Raw genomic sequence first — 15,271 nt, 5'->3', positions numbered from 1 at the left:
TCAGTGGGCGAACTGCTCCTCCTCCGTGGAGCCCTTGAGCGCGGTCGTCGAGGAGTCGGGCGCGACGGCGGTGCTGACCAGGTCGAAGTAGCCGGTGCCGACCTCCCGCTGGTGCCGGGTCGCGGTGTAGCCGCGCGCCTCGGCGGCGAACTCGGCCTCCTGCAGCTCGACGTACGCGCTCATGCCGTCGGCGGCGTACCCCTGGGCCAGGTCGAACATCGAGTGGTTCAGCGAGTGGAACCCGGCCAGCGTGATGAACTGGAACTTGTACCCCATGTGCCCCAGCTCCCGCTGGAACTTGGCGATCGTCGAGTCGTCCAGGTGCTGCTTCCAGTTGAACGACGGCGAGCAGTTGTAGGCGAGCATCTGGTCCGGGTACTCGGCCTTGATCGCCTCGGCGAACTCGCGGGCCACGTCCAGGTCGGGCGTGCCGGTCTCCATCCAGAGCAGGTCGGAGTACGGCGCGTACGCCAGGCCGCGCGCCACGCACGCCTCCAGCCCGTTCCTGACCCGGTAGAAGCCCTCCGAGGTGCGCTCGCCGGTGGTGAACGCCTGGTCGCGCGGGTCCACGTCGCTGGTCAGCAGGGTCGCGGCCTGTGCGTCGGTCCGCGCGACGATCAGCGTGGGCACCCCGGAGACGTCCGCGGCGAGGCGGGCGGCGCTGAGGGTCTTGATGTGCTGGCCGGTGGGGATCAGCACCTTGCCGCCCAGGTGACCGCACTTCTTCTCGGAGGCGAGCTGGTCCTCCCAGTGCACGCCCGCGGCGCCGGCCGCGATCATGCCCTTCATCAGCTCGAACGCGTTGAGCACGCCGCCGAAGCCGGCTTCGGCGTCCGCCACGATCGGCGCCAGCCAGTACGGCGCGTCGCTCACGCCCTCCGACCAGGTGATCTGGTCGGCCCGCAGCAGCGCGTTGTTGACGCGGCGCACGACGGCGGGCACGGAGTTGGCCGGGTACAGGCTCTGGTCCGGGTACGTCTGGCCGCCCAGGTTCGCGTCCGCGGCCACCTGCCAGCCGGACAGGTAGATCGCCTTCAGACCGGCCTTCACCTGCTGCACCGCCTGGTTGCCGGTGAGCGCGCCGAGGGAGTTGACGTAGTCCTCGGTGTGCAGCAGGCTCCACAGCCGCTCGGCACCGAGCCGGGCCAGCGTGTGCTCCTCCTGGACGCTGCCGCGCAACCTGATCACGTCCTCGGCGCGGTAGGTGCGCTCGATCCCCTCCCAGCGAGGGTCGTTGTCCCATTCGTCCTGCAGCTGCTCAGCAGCTCCCTTGAGGCGATCGATCATCGTCCGCTCCTTTGTCGTCCCCTGGGCTCACGCCGAGTCTGTGCCCCGGTGGGTGGCGCCAAACAGTGTGGAGGTGTGAGAAGAAGAGCGGAAATTTCGTCGATGTGCATTACTCGCGGGTATTCAGCAGTGAAGAAATCGCAAGTTTTACCGTTGGCCTAGACCAATGGCGCGGTGGGAACCGCGGGCCCGAAGGCGCCGCCCGCGGGCTCGCCGAGACTAGAAAATGGGCTGAATTTCTGTCTAAGATGCCCGTATGGCCTCCTTGCTGGGCGAAGAACCGCTGTCTTTGACGCAGGAGCTTGATCTGATCGCGTTCGGCCAGCGCCTGCGCCACCTGCGCAAACAGCGCGGCCTCACGCTGTCCGACCTGGGGTCCCGCGTCGGAAGGGCGCCCAGCCAGCTCTCCCTGCTCGAGAACGGCAAGCGCGAGCCCAAGCTCTCCCTGCTCAAGGCGCTGGCCACCGCCCTGGGCGTGCCCGTCGAGGAGCTGCTGCGCCGCCAGCCGCCCAACCGCCGCGCCCAACTGGAGATCGCGCTGGAGGAGGCCCAGCGCGACCCCGTCTACGCCGGGCTCGGCCTGCCCCGGCTGAAGGTCTCCACCCGGGTGCCCAACGACGTGCTCGAACACCTCCTCGGCCTGTACGGCGAACTGCGCGCCCGGCAGGCCCGCGGCACCGCCACGCCGGAGGAGGCCAGGGTCGCCAACGCCGAACTGCGCCGCCGACAGCGGGAGGTGGGCAACTATTTCCCCGAGATCGAGCAGGCCGCCGCCGAGGCGCTCGACGCCGTCGGATACCGCACCGGGGCGCTGTCCCAGAGCATGATCCAGGGCCTGGTCACCCACTTCGGCTACACGGTGCACACCGCACAAGACCTGCCCCGCTCCGTACGCTCCATCACCGACCTGCGCAACCGCCGCATCTACGTCAAACACGAGCAGCTCGGCATGCACACCCCGCGGACGATCCTGCTCCAGACGCTCGGCCACCTCGCGCTCGGCCACGACAAGCCCCGCGACTTCGCCGACTTCCTGCGCCAGCGCACCGAGGCCAACTACTTCGCCGCCGCCGTCCTCGTCCCCGAGAAGGCCGCCGCACTCTACCTCCAGGAGGCCAAGTCCGGCCGGGCGCTGTCGGTGGAGGATCTGCGGGACGTGTTCGCGGTCTCGTACGAGATGGCCGCCCACCGCTTCACCAACCTCGCCACCCACCACCTCGGCCTCGTCTGCCACTTCGTGCGCAACGACGCCGGGGGCACGATCTACAAGGCGTACGAGAACGACGGCATCGTCTTCCCCGCCGACGAGCAGGGGGCCATCGAGGGGCAGCGGATGTGCCTGCAGTGGTCGGGGCGGCAGGTGTTCGCCTCGCCCGACCGGTTCTCGGTGTACTACCAGTACTCCGACTCGCCGACCGGCACCTACTTCTGCGTGGCCCACGTCGATCCGTCGCGCGAGCGGGACTTCGCGATCACGCTGGGGGTGCCGTACAAGGAGTCGCGGTGGTTCCGTGGGCGCGAGACCACCAACCGCACCAAGTCCAACTGCCCCAACGGCGACTGCTGCCGCCGCCCCCCTGCCGCCCTGGCCGAGCGCTGGGAGGGCTACGCGTGGCCGTCCGCCCGCGCCAACTCCCACGTGCTGGCCGCGCTGCCGCCGGGCTCGTTCCCCGGCGTGGACGAGGCCGACGTCTACACCTTCCTCGAACGCCACGCCACCACGGCCTGAGAGGGCTCATGCCCGCGGTGCGGGTCCCCTGAGCACCTCGGTGAGCGCGGAGACGCTGTGGTCGCCGTGGCCCGCCGCCACCGCCCGCCGTACCAGGTCGTGCATGGGGGCGAGCCAGGCCGTCTCGACGTTCGTCTCCTCGGTCAGGTCCGCGTCGTCGGCCTCTGCGGTCAGAAAGAGGTTCACGGAGGAGGCGGCGTCGGTGTAGTCGCCGGTGTCGATCTCGCGGGCGAAGACCGGGAGCAGCGACTTGATCATGTCCAGCCACTTGCCGGCGAACCGCACCATCGAGGCCACCTCGAGACCGCGCGCCTGGACGGCGGCGGCGCCCTGGAAGAAGCCCACGAGGGCGGGCAGCAGCATGGCGCCCACGGCCATCTCGTACAGGGCGGCCAGGTCGGGCTCGTCGCCCAGGTGCACGGTGTCGCCGCCGAGCACGTCCAGGGCCGCCCTGAAGTCGTCGAAGACGGTCCTGTCGCCGCTGTAGTAGAGCAGGGTGTCCGGCGCTCCCACGGCCGAGGGCACGTTCTTGACGGCGCCGGCGAGGAACCGCGCCCCGTGACCGGCCGCCCAGGCCGCCGTCTCGCGGGCGCCTGCCGGGGAGCCGCTGTTCAGGGTGACCAGGGCCCGGCCGGGCAACGCGGCGACCGCCTGGCCCAGGGCCTGCCGGGTGTCGTCGAAGGTGGTCAGGCAGGTGACGACCAGCGGGCTCGCCGCCACCGCGGCCTCGACGTCCGCCGCCCGCGTGGCTCCCAGGGCGACGAGGGGCTCGGTGCGGGCGGCGGTCCTGTTCCAGACCGTGGTCGGGTGCCCGGCCCGGACGAAGGCCCCGGCCAGGGCGGAGCCCATCGAGCCCAGCCCGATGACGGACACCGGCGTGAGATGAGGTGCGGGCATGCGCGTACTCCAGACAGAGAAGGGATGGTGGTGCGGCGCCAGGTCCATGCTGGATGCGTACGGACATATGATCAAGTACCGATATTTTTGCCGGGTACCGACAAGAAGGTAAGTGTGGAGAAGACGACGAAGAGGACGTTCACCTGCGGGCTCGACGCCGCCATCGCCGTCATGGGAGGCAAGTGGAAGGGGCTGATCCTCTTCGCGCTCCAGGACGGCGCGCTGCGCTTCGGCGAGCTGCGGCGGGCGATCCCGCACATCAGCGAGCGGGTCCTGATCCTCCAGCTCCGGGAGATGGAGGCCACCGGGCTGCTGCACCGGGAGGTCCACCACCAGGTGCCGCCGAAGGTGGAGTACTCGCTCACGGAGTTCGGCCATTCGCTCAACAGCGTGATGGCGCCGCTGGGGGAGTGGGGCGAGGAGCACATCGAGCGCATCGAGGCGATCCCCTGGGACCGGCTGACCCCGCCCGCCCGCTGACCCCGCGAACGCCTGCCGGGATCAAGGAGCCTGGGACGGCGGCGGTGGGTCGGCGGGGGAGGGGCGGGTGAGCACGTCGAGGGCGTGCCGGCGGTGGGTGGCGAAGAGCGCCAGGGCGTTGCCCGCGTCGCGGGCGCGTAGCGCGGCGGCCAGCTCGCGGTGCTCGTCGGCCAGGTGCGACCGGTAGTCGTCGGCGCTGCGGCCGATCCGGGTCAGCAGGAACAAGTGGACCTGGGAACGGATGGCCTGCCACGCCTCCTGGAGACGCCGGTGGTGGGTGGCGGCGTACACGGCGTCGTGGAAGGCGATGTCACGGCGCACCGAGGCGTGGGCGTCCTCGGCGCGTTCCATGTGCTCGGCCGCCGTCTCGACGGCTGCGAGGTCGTCGTCCGTGGCACGGGCGACCACCAGCTCGACGGCGAGCCGCTCCAGCGCGCCCCGCAGGCTGTCGAGCTCGGCGACGTCGTCAGGGGTGAGCGCGGTGACGGTGGCGCCGCGGTGCCAGGCGCTGCGTACGAGGCCCTCGCGTTCCAGCCGGAGGAGCGCCTCGCGTACGGGGCCGCGGCTGACCTCCAGCGCGCCCGCCAGCTCCACCTCGCGCAGCGGCGCCCCAGGGGCGTAGACACCGGCGAAGACGGCGTCGCGGATGCGGTCGGCGACCTCGTCGGCGAGGCCCCGGCGGCGGGCCGGCGTCACCCTGCCCGGCCGGCTCCGGGCCCCGCCTTCGGCCCCGGGTTCACTCATGTGCGTCAGCCTCTCACGACCTCACCTGGCTTGTCTGATTGTTCGAATGTTAACATCAGACATTGTTGGTGATCTCAGGAAGGACGTGCCCCGTCATGACCGTTCTCGACTCGCCGATCCCGCGGTTCCACCTCGCCGTGCCGGTCGACGACCTGGCCGCCGCGCGGCACTTCTACGGCGAGACGCTGGGCCTGGAGCAGGGCCGCAGCGCCGACACCTGGGTCGACTGGAACCTACACGGCCACCAGTTCGTCACCCACCTGGCGCCGGGCCGCTCCCAGCGGATCCACAACCCGGTCGACGGACACGACGTCCCGGTGCCCCATTTCGGGCTGATCCTGACCGTCTCGGAGTTCCACAAGCTCGCCGACCGGCTCCGCGCCGCGGGCACCGCGTTCGTGATCGAGCCGTACGTGCGCTTCGAGGGGCAGGCCGGGGAGCAGTGGACGATGTTCCTGCTCGATCCAGCGGGCAACGCCCTGGAGTTCAAGGCGTTCGCCGACGACGCGCAGGTCTTCGCCGTCTGACGTCAGCCGATCCCCCGGCCTGGCCCCGGCCTCTGGCGATCAGCCCGTCACCATCGTCATGCCGTCGGGGCCGAGCCGGAGCGTCACCGCGCCCTTGATGGGCTTGCCGCCCAGGCGGATGACCGCGCGCCCGCCGTCGACGCGGACCAAGGTCAGCGAGATGCCGTTGAGGTTGGCCGAGCCGGTGGGGCCGGGCTGGGTGAAGGTCCAGGCGCCGGACGCCAGCTCGTAGATCACCTTGTCCTCGCGGACGCGCTGCACCTTGAGATCGGCGAATCCGGCCTTGCGGAGCGCGCTGGTGCCGAGGCGGAGAACGTCTCCCGCCTCGACCTCGACCTCGCAGGAGGCGTCCGCGCAGGATGACAGGCGCCTGCCGTCCTTGGCGGGGCGCGACTCGGCGCTCGCGCTCGGGGTGGCGGGAGACGGGGTGCCGGGAGATGGCGTGGCCGATGGCGACGGCGTCGGCGTCGGGGAAGCGGACGCCGGGGCAGAAGGGGGCGCGGAGGCAGGAGCCGGGGCGGTGGCGGACGTGCTGTCCTGGTGCCCACCGGCGCAGGCCGCGAGGGTCAGCGCCAGCACCGCGCCGAGCGCCGTTCGTGCGGCACGGCGCACCGGGCGTCGTCCTGCGTCCATGAGCATCGGCCTCACTGTGGGTGACTGTGCGTCCGGACTGTCGCTGGGCGTCCGCAACCTAACAGCTCGGGCCCGGGACCGGTCCCGGTCTTGCCGCGGGCTCGCCGGACGTGCCTATGATGCGCCCCATGTCTCCCCTCACGCTTCCCCGTCAGCACGCCCGTACGGCGCGGTTCAGGCTCGGCGTCCCCCGCGACTTCACGATCGCCCCCGACGGCAGCCGGGTGGTCTTCCTCAGGTCCTCGGCCGGTGACGACCAGGTGAACCGGCTGTGGGCGCTGACCGTGGCCACGGGAGAGGAACGCCTGCTCGTGGACCCCGGCCGGCCGTCGGGTGAGGCCCTGTCGGAGGCCGAACGCGCGCACAGGGAACGCACCCGCGAACGCGCCGCCGGCATCGTCGCCTACGCCACCGACGCCGCCGTCACCAAGGCCGCGTACGCGCTCAACGGCGAGATCCACACCGTCGACCTGCTCACCGGCGAGGTCACCGCGCTCGGCGTCACCGGCTCCGCCCCGCGGCCCGACCCCACCGGGCGGCACGTCGCCCACGTGTCCGACGGCGCGCTGCACGTCGACGGCAGGGCGCTGCTGACGCCCGACGGCCCCGAGGTGACCTGGGGGCTGCCCGAGCACGTGGCGGCCGAGTCGATGGCCAGGCACCGCGGCTACTGGTGGGCGCCCGACGGCACCCGCCTGCTGGCGGCGCGGGTGGACAACGCCGGGGTGACCAAGTGGCACCTGTCCGAGCCCGCCGACCCGGCCCGGCCGCCCAGGACCGTGGCCTACCCGGCGGCCGGCACCGACAACGCCGACGTGACGCTCTGGCTGACCACGCTGGACGGTGAGCGTACCGAGGTGGTGTGGGACAGGGCGGCCTTCGAGTACGTCGCCGCCGTGTCGTGGACCGCGCAGGGCCTGCTGGTCCTGGTGCAGAGCCGTGACCAGCGCACCACCCGCGTCCTGGAGGCCGACCCCGAGACGGGCGGGACCACGCTGCTGCGCGAGGAGACCGACGCCGCCTGGCTGGAGCTGGTGCCCGGCACGCCCGCCCGCACGGCCGCCGGAGAGCTGGTCAGGACGGTGGACCGCGACGACACCCGCCGCCTGGCGCTGGGAGACGACCTGGTCACGCCACCTGGTCTGCAGGTGCTCGGGGTCCTGGCGGTGGACGGCGACACCGTCCTCATGCAGTGCTGCGACGAGCCCACCGAACGCCACCTCTACACCTACTCCAGAGCAGCAGGGCTGGTCAGGGTCACCGCCGAGCCGGGGGTGCACACCGGCACCCGCGCCGGCGGTGTCACGCTGGTGGTGAGCCGCACCTTGGAGGAGCACGGGGTGCGCGTCACGGTGGCCGGCGGCCCGGCGGCCACCCGGATCGCCTCGAACGGCGCGGTGCCCGTCCTGCGGCCGACGGTGGAGATGGTGGCGCTGGGGAAGCGGGAGCTGCGCGGTGCGATCATGTTCCCGTCCGGGCACGTGCCGGGCTCGCGGAAGCTGCCGGTGCTGCTGTCCCCCTACGGCGGGCCGGGGGGCGCCCTGGTCCTGCGCGGTCTTGACGACTTCGCGGTCGGGCAGTGGTTCGCCGACCAGGGCTTCGCCGTGCTGGTCGTGGACGGGCGCGGCACGCCGGGCCGGGGCCCCGCCTGGGAGCGGGCCGTCCACCTCGACAAGCTGAGCGCGGCGCTGGAGGACCAGATCGACGCCCTGCACGCCGCCGGTGCCCGATTCCCCGACCTGGACCTGGGCCGGGTGGCGATCCGCGGCTGGTCGTACGGCGGGTATCTGTCGGCCGCGGCGGTGCTGCGCCACCCCGAGGTGTTCCACGTCGCCGTCGCGGGTGCGCCGGTCACCGACGCGCGCCTCTACGACACCCACTGGCAGGAACGCTTCCTCGGCCACCCCGACACGCACCCCGAGGCGTACGACCGCAGCTCCATCGTCGCCGACGCCCCGAACCTGCGCCGCCCGCTGCTGCTCGTGCACGGCCTGGCCGACGACAACGTCTTCGCCGCCCACACGCTGCGGCTGTCGGGCGCGCTGCTGGCCGCCGGGCGGCCGCACACCGTGCTGCCGTTGTCGGGGGTCTCCCACATGACCGCCCAGGAGGACGTCGCCGAGAACCTCCTCCTGCTCGAACTGGACTTCGTACGCAGAAACCTCCCGTAACCCCGGCCCGGATCGTGCCCCGAAAGGAGCCATACCGGAACAGGCGCATCTCTTTGCCCGATCGCGCACGTCGCCGGACGCACGACGAGGGCGGCGTCCCGGAACGCGCGCCCTCCCCACCGATCCGATCGCCCTCCCTCCGGCGGACCGTCCTTGAAGGTGATCAAGGAACGTGCAGGTAGGCGTGGGGTTTTGTGGAAAGGGGCAGGCGGGCCGGCTTCACATAAGCTGAAATGTGGGGCAACGGGGGGAGGTGTCGCATGCTTCGTGAAGTGAGCGGATGGTTGCGGCGCCGCACTTCGTCCGCCAGGGACTGGCCGATCCGGGACCTGGTGGCCGCCAAAGGGAGCACCACGGTCAGTGTGGTGCTCCCGGCCCGTGACGAACGCGAGACCGTGGGAGAGATCGTCGGAGTGATCCGGCGGGAGCTGGCCCCGCTCGTGGACGAACTCGTGGTCATCGACTCGCGTTCGACCGACGACACGGCGCTGGTCGCCGCACGGGCCGGGGCCAGGGTGCACGCCCAGGACGAGATCCTGCCGCGGCTCAAGCCGCTCGACGGCAAGGGCGAGGCGCTGTGGAAGTCCCTGGCCGTCACGTCGGGGGACGTGGTGGTGTTCGCCGACGCCGACATCCGCGACTTCCGCGCCTCCCTGATCCTCGGCGTACTCGGGCCGCTGCTGGCCGACCCGACCGTCGTGTACGCCAAGGGCTGCTACGACCGCCCCCTCCACGGGTCTCCCAACGGCGGCGGCCGGGTCACGGAACTGGTGGCCCGCCCCCTGATCAACCTGCACTGGCCGCTGCTCGCGGGCTTCGTGCAACCGCTGGCGGGCGAGTACGCGGGCCGGCGCTCGGCCCTCGAACGCGTACCGTTCATGACCGGCTACGGTGTGGAGCTGGGGCTCCTGATCGACCTGCTGGAGCTGGCGGGGCTGGACGCCTTCGCCCAGGTGGACCTGGGCTCCCGTGAGCACGCCCCGCAGTCCACGGAGGCCCTCGGCGGGATGTCGGCACAGATCATGCTCGCGGCCTGGTCCCGCCTGGAACGCCAGGGAAAGATCCGCTCCTTCCACGAGCCGTCGGGCCGCCTGTGTCAGTTCCGCAGGTGCCAGGGCGGCCACGACGTCCTGACCCGCGACGTCGGCATCGGCGAACGCCCTCCGATGCTCACGATCACCACGACCTGAGATCCGCTCGACGTCCTGCGCGCCACGGCGGTCGTGTCGGCCGGGCCGGGTCTCACGGGCCGGTGCCGAAACCGGTCACCCCTCGCGACAGGTCGAACTGGTGGATCCGGGTCAGCGGCCATTCCTCGTACGGGAAGGTCCGCGGCGCGTCGCCGTCGAGAGCCTCGGTGACGTGCTCGGACCGGAGCCGATCGGCGAGCAGCGCGGTCAGCCGATCGGCGTCCCGCGGCCGTTCCGCCTGCACCGGCGTCAGCTCGTGCGGATCGACGGCGAGATCGAACAGCAGCCGGTGTCCGCCGTTGGCCAGCCAGATCAGCTTCAGGTCGCCCTGCCGGACCATCGCCTTGAACCGCCGGGTCCCGGGCCGTCCGAGGAAGCCGAACAGCGTCTGCCTGGCGGGCGCCGCATCGGTCAGCAGGCCGAGCAGGTCGCTGCCCTGCCGCAGTTCCGGCCGCCCCGCTGCGGAGGTCGCCAGGCCGAACAGGTCGGTCAGGCACACCAGCTCCGACCGGCGGTCGCCGGCCGCGATCCGCTCCGGCCAGGAGACCAGGAACGGGACCCGGGTGGAGGCCTCGAAGAAGCTCTCCTTCTGCCAGCCGTGATGATCGCCGAGCAGGTCGCCGTGATCGGCGTAGAAGCAGATCACGGTGTTGTCCGCGTCCGGTCTTCGCTCCACCGCGTCCAGCAGGTCGCCGACGCATCCGTCGATGTAGCTGATCTCGCCGTAGTAGCGGGCCTTGAGTGTCCTGGCCCGGTGCGGGTCGACGTCCTCGGCGTAGACCAGGTGGTTCATCCAGGGGATGTGCTGGTCGAGATGGTCGATGTCGCGGTCGCCGCACACCGGGTCGGGCATCCGGTCCGGGTCGTACATCCGGTTGTACGGCAGCGGCGGCGCGAACGGCGGGTGCGGACCTATGTAGGACACGAACCCGAACCAGGGCCTGCCGTCGTCGGCGGCCATCAGGCCGATCGCCTCCCGGGTGGCCCAGGACTCGACCGTGCGGTCCGCCGGCAGAGGGCTGAGCTGCGGCATGTAGTACATGTCGGTCCGCTCGCCCATCAGCGCCTCGATCCAGTCGTACGCGGGATGCTCGGCCGCGATCCACGACGCGTACGCGTCACCGGTCCGCTGCTCGGGACTCTCGTAGAACTCCTCGCTGTGCCGCTGCACCTCATAGCCGACCGGCGCGTCCCAGGGCGTGGTGTGGAACTTGCCCACCCCCCAGGTGCGGTACCCGCGCAGACCCATCGCCTCGGCCAGGTACGGGCCGCAGCGCTCCCGGACCAGGCCGTGCCCCCTGTCCGGGACGGTGTTGTCGTACACCCCTGTCCTGGTCGGCTCGCATCCACTGCGTAGCGTGTAGCGGGCCGGGACGCAGACGGGAGCGGTCGAGTACGCGTTGTCGAAGACGGTCCCGCGGGCGGCCAGGCGATCGAGGTTGGGCGTCGCGAGGTGCGGGTTGCCGAGCGCCGAGATGGTGTCGAACCGCTGCTGGTCGGTCATCACGAACAGCACGTTCGGGCGGGTGGGCATGGACGGATCTCTCCTCACAGAGCGGTCGGCGGGCCGGACGGCCGACGAAGGTGCACCACGACGTCCGGAGCCGTCACGCGCGGAACTCCTGCGGGTCGATCTCGCCGCTCTTCACCGCGGCGTCGTAGGCCGCCTGCATCCGCCGCTGCATGTCGGCGAGCGCGGGCCCGAGCGGCACGGACGGGTCGAGCAGCAGCTTCTCCACCGTCTGGTCGACGCTCTCCCCCTCCACCTGGAGCAGGCCGCCGGGCGTCTTCGGCCACTGCCGATCGAGTTCGGCGGGACGGAACTGCTGCAGGAGCGCGTTGTCCCTGACCGCGGCGGAGTCCCAGACGGCGGTGTTCAGCGGCGGCGCGGCCTTCGCGGCCAGCGCCTCCTGGACTCCGTCGCCGACCATCACCTCGAGCACCTTGGCGGCCTTGGCCGGGCTCTTGGTGGTCGACGAGATCGCGTACGGGTACCCGGCGTTCATGGGTGAGCGCACCAGCCGCTGTCCGTCGGGCACCGGCAGCGGCACCGCGACCGCCTTCACCGCGCTGCCGAGTTCGGCCAGTGACGACACCACCGCGCTGCTGCCGATGTACATCCCGGCCTCTCCCTTGCCGAAGGCGTTGATCGCGACGTCGCCGGCCAGGGTCGCGGCGCCCGGGTAGGCGGTCTTGTCGGTGATCAGGCTCCGGTAGAGCTCCAGCAGCGGCGCGTACTTGGCCGACTCGTACCGTTGCGTGGTCGCGTTGAACAGCCCGAACATGGCCAGCGCCGGGTCACCCGCCATCAGCAGGACGTCCACGTTCCACTGCCGGAACCCGGTCGCCTTGATCGGGACCAGCATGCCGAACGCGTCGCCGCCGCCGGCCTTGGTGATCGCCGCCGCGGCCTGCCGTACCTCGGAGAACGTCGAGGGCGGCGCGTCCGGGTCCAGCCCGGCTTTCTCGAACAGGTCGGTGTTGATCAGCATCCGGTTGGTGAACGCGGTGGTCGGCACCGCGTACGGCACGCCGCCCCAGACCAGCTCCCCGTTCTTCTGGTGGTACGGCGCGGCCTTGTCCAGCACCGCCCGGTCGACCAGGTCCGGCAGCGGCTGGACCCATCCGGCCGCGACGAACGCGCCGAGCTGCGCCGACGGGCTGTGGAACAGGTCGGGCGCCCGCTTGGTCTGGAAGCCGAGCCGGACGATCTCCTCGTACTTGTCCGTCGCCTGCGGCTCGTACCGCACCGCGATGCCGAGAGATCTGCCCTGCTGCTCGTTCCACGTGCGGAAGAACTCCTGCCGGGCCGTGGCGTGCGCGCCCGCGCGGTCCCAGACCACGATGGTCGTCAGCTCGTTCGGATCGGCAGCGCCGGTCGAGGTGCCGGTCGAGGAGTCGCCGCACCCGGCCAGGACGCCCACCGCGCCGGCCGCGAACGTGCCGAGGAAGCCACGGCGGGTCAAGGAGGAATCAATCATCAGGGGGCCTTTCTCATCCGGAAGGGACCGAACCGGACCCGATCCGGCCGGAGGGGTTCACGTCCCGAAGCGCGCCGGCTCGGTCGCCGAGCCTGACCACGAGGCTCGCCACGGCCGCCGGCAGCGCGACCAGCAGCAGCGGACCGGCGTACGGCACCCGGACCGCCAGGGAGGGACCGGCGACGACGGCGGCCGGCACGACCGCCGCAGCGAGCAGCGCCAGCTCCGGCCGCGACAGCGCCAGCCGGTACGCCGCCGGCAGCGCCGCGCCGACCCGGCCGTCGCGTTCGAAGAAGACCACCGACCACGGGGCCACCAGCAACCAGGTCACCCCGGTCACCGCGCTGGTCACCAGCACCAGCCAGCCGTAGGGCCCGCCGGGCGACGGTCCGAGCAGGCCGACGAGCACCAGGCCGGCGATGCCGGCATGACAGCCGGCCAGCCGCAGGCCCGGCAGCAGCCGGCCGGCCAGGAACCGCAGCGTCTCACCCGGTCCGAGCGCGGGCTCGCCGGCGGCATATCGTCGTTGCTGGGCCACCAGCCACAGGGTGGCCGCCGGCGCGGTGATCAGGGGGAGGCTCAGCAGCAGCCAGCAGCAGCTCGTCCAGGCCCAGAACCACCAGCGGGACCAGCCGCGCATCAGCGCGCCGTCGGGAGCGAACAGGGTCATCCCTTCACCGATCCGTCCGTCCAGCCGCGCACGAAGTGCCGTTGCAGCACGATGAAGATCACCACGATCGGCACCAGCGCCATGTTCGCGCCCGCCAGCACGGTGTTGTACGGCGTCATTCCCTCGGCGGCGTCGTACTGCAGCGCGCTCACGCCCACGACCAGAGTGCGCAGGTCGGGCTCGGCGAGTGAGAACACCAGCGGCACCTGGTAGTTGTTCCAAGACGCCTGGAATCCGAGTATCACCGTGGTCGCCAGGATCGGCCGCATCATCGGGAAGGCGATCCGCCAGTAGGTGCCGAACAGCCCGCACCCGTCGACCCGGGCCGCGTCCTCCATCTCGGTGCCGAGGCCGAGCACGAACGCCTTGATCAGGAAGACGTGCACCAGCATGATCCCGGCCATCTGGACCAGCGCGATCCCGAGCAGGTTGTCCAGGCCCAGCGCCTGGGCGATCACGTACTGGGGGTAGAGCGTCGCGGTGGTCAGGCCGACGAACAGGGTCCCGACGTACAGGCCCTCCAGGAGCCGCTGGCCGCGCAGCCTGCGCCGCGCCAGCACGTAGCCGGTCATGCTGGAGGCGAGCGTGTCCAGCAGCACGACCAGCGCCGTGACGATCAGGCTGTTGACGAAGTACCGGGAGAAGTCGGCCGTGGTCCAGGCGCGCAGGTAGGTGCCCCACTCCCAGACCCGGGGCAGGATGCCGCCGTCCCTGCTGAGGATCTGGTCCAGCGGCGACACCGAGGCGAACAGACCGAAGACCAGGGGCGAAAGCATGATCAGCGCCACCGCGATCAGGGCCGCGTGCAGCAGCACGGTCTGCGGGCGGACCCTGCGCCGACGCCGTGCCGGGGCGGACTGGGTCGCCTGCTCGGTGGTGCGGCTCGCGGGCCCGGTGACGGTGGGTGTGCTCATGACGTGGTCCTCCCGCTCCGGCTGATCCGCAGGTAGGCCACGGAGATGATGCCGACGATCACGCTCGCGGTGACGCCGAGTGCGGCGGCGTACCCGATCTGGGGGATGGATTCCGGCTCGAAGAAGAACCGGTAGAGGTAGGTGAACATCACTTCGGTGCCGCCGGCCGGGCCGCCGTCGGTGAGGGTCTTGACCAGGTCGAAGCTGCGCAGCGTACCGATGATCGAGATCAGGACCACCACCCGGGTCACCGGGGCCAGCATCGGCAGGACGATGCGCCGCAGTGTCGACCAGTGACCGGCGCCCTCCAGCGACGCGCTTTCGAGCAGCTCGTTCGGGATGGTCATCATCCCGGCGAAGAAGAGCAGCAGGTTGATCCCGAGGTGGGCCCACACGCCGACCCCGATGAGGCTGCCGAGCGCGCTGCCCGCCTCGCCGAGGAACCGGATCGGCGTCTCCAGCAGGCCCGATCCGGTGAGCAGTTGGTTGATCGGCCCGCCTGTCTCACGCAGTAAGAAGACGAAGACGATGCCGACGATCGCCGGCGACAACACGTGCGGCAGAAACAGGATCGTCCGGTACGCCGTGCCGCCGCGAACCCCGCGGAAGAACACGTACGCCAGCACCAGCGCCAGCGGAATCTCGATGACCAGCCGGCCGGCCCCGAACTTCACCGTGTTCAGCACCGCCAGCCACCACTGCTCGTCGCCGATCATCCGCTCGTAGTTGGCCAGCCCGGTGAACCGCGGCGCCGAGAACCCGTTCCAGCGCTGGAAGCTGAACCAGAACAGCCAGCCGATCGGCAGCAGGGCGAAGGCGAGATACGGCAGCAGGCTCGGCAGCAGCATCAGGCGGCCGACGCCGTCCTCCTGCCGGCGCCAGTGCGCGCGACGCGGGGAACGGACAGTTGCGGGCATCCGTGCCCTCCCTCGGTCGAGTGGGCCGGGGCTCGCGCCGGTTCGGCCTCATGAACTCGGGTACTGACCTTAGATCGATCTAAATGAATGGGTCAACCATATAGGTAAAAACCGGTAGGTCAACTATGAAA

14 protein-coding genes are annotated in these 15,271 nt (G+C 71.2%); 5 read left to right on the top strand and 9 right to left on the bottom strand.

Going from position 1 to position 15,271, the window contains the following annotated elements; translation table 11 throughout:
- A complete protein-coding gene (gene aceA, locus ABD844_RS01910; protein ID WP_344872250.1) occupies window positions 1-1,287 on the bottom strand; it encodes an isocitrate lyase in 1,287 nt (428 codons plus the stop codon).
- 256 nt (window positions 1,288-1,543) lie between these two features.
- Between aceA and ABD844_RS01905 the strand changes: the two genes are divergently transcribed.
- A complete protein-coding gene (locus ABD844_RS01905; protein WP_425568493.1) occupies window positions 1,544-3,016 on the top strand; it encodes a helix-turn-helix domain-containing protein in 1,473 nt (490 codons plus the stop codon).
- Between the two features lie 6 nt (window positions 3,017-3,022).
- On the opposite strand, the gene ABD844_RS01900 is transcribed toward ABD844_RS01905, so the two are convergent.
- Window positions 3,023-3,913: an NAD(P)-dependent oxidoreductase gene (locus ABD844_RS01900; protein ID WP_344872248.1), complete on the bottom strand. Its 891-nt coding sequence runs from the start codon at window positions 3,911-3,913 to the stop codon at window positions 3,023-3,025.
- A 114-nt stretch (window positions 3,914-4,027) separates the two neighbouring features.
- Between ABD844_RS01900 and ABD844_RS01895 the strand changes: the two genes are divergently transcribed.
- On the top strand, window positions 4,028-4,393 hold the full coding sequence (locus tag ABD844_RS01895; RefSeq protein WP_344872246.1) for a winged helix-turn-helix transcriptional regulator: 366 nt from the start codon (window positions 4,028-4,030) through the stop codon (window positions 4,391-4,393).
- A 21-nt stretch (window positions 4,394-4,414) separates the two neighbouring features.
- On the opposite strand, the gene ABD844_RS01890 is transcribed toward ABD844_RS01895, so the two are convergent.
- On the bottom strand, window positions 4,415-5,137 hold the full coding sequence (locus ABD844_RS01890) for a GntR family transcriptional regulator (RefSeq protein ID WP_344872244.1): 723 nt from the start codon (window positions 5,135-5,137) through the stop codon (window positions 4,415-4,417).
- A gap of 95 nt (window positions 5,138-5,232) precedes the next feature.
- Here ABD844_RS01890 and ABD844_RS01885 point away from each other — a divergent pair, with 95 nt between their 5' ends.
- A complete protein-coding gene (locus ABD844_RS01885; RefSeq protein ID WP_344872242.1) occupies window positions 5,233-5,664 on the top strand; it encodes a VOC family protein in 432 nt (143 codons plus the stop codon).
- Between the two features lie 39 nt (window positions 5,665-5,703).
- On the opposite strand, the gene ABD844_RS01880 is transcribed toward ABD844_RS01885, so the two are convergent.
- Complete coding sequence (locus tag ABD844_RS01880; protein ID WP_344872240.1) at window positions 5,704-6,303, bottom strand: hypothetical protein; 600 nt, start codon at window positions 6,301-6,303, stop codon at window positions 5,704-5,706.
- Window positions 6,304-6,425: 122 nt separating this feature from the next.
- Between ABD844_RS01880 and ABD844_RS01875 the strand changes: the two genes are divergently transcribed.
- Together ABD844_RS01875 and ABD844_RS01870 are read left to right on the top strand one after the other, a co-directional pair.
- Window positions 6,426-8,468 (top strand): S9 family peptidase, encoded by a 2,043-nt coding sequence (locus ABD844_RS01875; protein ID WP_344872238.1) that lies wholly within the window; start codon window positions 6,426-6,428, stop codon window positions 8,466-8,468.
- Between the two features lie 260 nt (window positions 8,469-8,728).
- Complete coding sequence (locus tag ABD844_RS01870) at window positions 8,729-9,658, top strand: glucosyl-3-phosphoglycerate synthase (RefSeq protein WP_344872236.1); 930 nt, start codon at window positions 8,729-8,731, stop codon at window positions 9,656-9,658.
- Window positions 9,659-9,710: 52 nt separating this feature from the next.
- On the opposite strand, the gene ABD844_RS01865 is transcribed toward ABD844_RS01870, so the two are convergent.
- The 5 genes from ABD844_RS01865 to ABD844_RS01845 all read right to left on the bottom strand — a co-directional run bounded on the left by ABD844_RS01865 (window position 9,711) and on the right by ABD844_RS01845 (window position 15,140).
- Entirely contained in the window at window positions 9,711-11,192 is a 1,482-nt protein-coding gene (locus ABD844_RS01865) for a sulfatase family protein (RefSeq protein ID WP_344872234.1), read from the bottom strand.
- 73 nt (window positions 11,193-11,265) lie between these two features.
- Window positions 11,266-12,624 carry an ABC transporter substrate-binding protein gene (locus tag ABD844_RS01860; protein ID WP_344872232.1) on the bottom strand — a complete coding sequence of 453 codons (1,359 nt, stop codon included), beginning with the start codon at window positions 12,622-12,624 and terminating at the stop codon, window positions 11,266-11,268.
- A gap of 28 nt (window positions 12,625-12,652) precedes the next feature.
- Entirely contained in the window at window positions 12,653-13,309 is a 657-nt protein-coding gene (locus ABD844_RS01855; RefSeq protein WP_344872230.1) for a hypothetical protein, read from the bottom strand.
- Window positions 13,306-14,223, bottom strand: a complete 918-nt coding sequence (locus ABD844_RS01850; RefSeq protein WP_344872228.1) for a carbohydrate ABC transporter permease — start codon at window positions 14,221-14,223, stop codon at window positions 13,306-13,308. Before ABD844_RS01850 ends, ABD844_RS01855 begins: the two co-directional genes overlap by 4 nt.
- Window positions 14,220-15,140 carry a carbohydrate ABC transporter permease gene (locus tag ABD844_RS01845; protein WP_344872226.1) on the bottom strand — a complete coding sequence of 307 codons (921 nt, stop codon included), beginning with the start codon at window positions 15,138-15,140 and terminating at the stop codon, window positions 14,220-14,222. The genes ABD844_RS01850 and ABD844_RS01845 overlap by 4 nt, the downstream gene beginning before the upstream one ends.
- Window positions 15,141-15,271 lie beyond the last annotated feature (131 nt).

The sequence above is a fragment of the Nonomuraea antimicrobica genome (assembly GCF_039536965.1).
In the GTDB taxonomy this organism is placed as follows: Bacteria; Actinomycetota; Actinomycetes; order Streptosporangiales; family Streptosporangiaceae; genus Nonomuraea; species Nonomuraea antimicrobica.
The sequence above is the reverse complement of the archived record's forward strand: the minus strand, read 5'-3'. Positions and strand labels throughout refer to the sequence as shown.